At 26.6% G+C, this 598-nt stretch carries 1 pseudogene; it reads right to left on the bottom strand.

Annotation, left to right across the window (positions count from 1 at the left end):
- Positions 1–598 (bottom strand): annotated as a pseudogene (locus LS64_RS12695) (hypothetical protein); the annotation flags it as partial.

Here is a 598-nt window from a genome sequence, read left to right as displayed (position 1 = left end):
ACTAATTAGATTGCAAGGAGTTGGCACTCCTAAGATAGTATTTTGACAACCTATTATTTGGCTATTTAATAAATCAGATTCTAAAATCATTGATTTATTGTTTGATTTAAATGGCTTTCCTTTGTTTGATTGTAGTTTTACTATTCCACCATGAATACATTTTATTTCGTTATCTTCTAAGATAGGACAAAGCATTGCGGTAGATTCTATAGAATCTAGTTTGTCATTGCGAGAAGCTTTAGCTTTGCAGTAATCTAACTCTTTACTTAGAATCTTCTTTGCTTCTTTAGACTTAGATTCTAACTTTATATTTAAACTAGATTCTAAAAGTGAATAATTTAATATCGTTAAAACCTTAGAATCTAAAAACACTTGGAGAGTTTGTGTTGGTTTTTTAGAATCTAAATTAGATTCTATATTGCTACTAGAATCTTGTAGATAATAAATAGGCTTAGATTCTGTAAGTTTATTATTAGAATCTACGTTACCAAACAATAATTCATTATTAGATTCTATCCCACCTTGTAATAATTGCGAATAAAAAAAGATTCTAGTATTATTTGACTTTAAAATATTAGAATCTAAATTATACTTTTTG

The sequence above is a fragment of the Helicobacter saguini genome (assembly GCF_000762875.2).
Lineage (GTDB): Bacteria > Campylobacterota > Campylobacteria > Campylobacterales > Helicobacteraceae > Helicobacter_A > Helicobacter_A saguini.
This window is presented reverse-complemented; position numbering and strand designations above follow the sequence as displayed.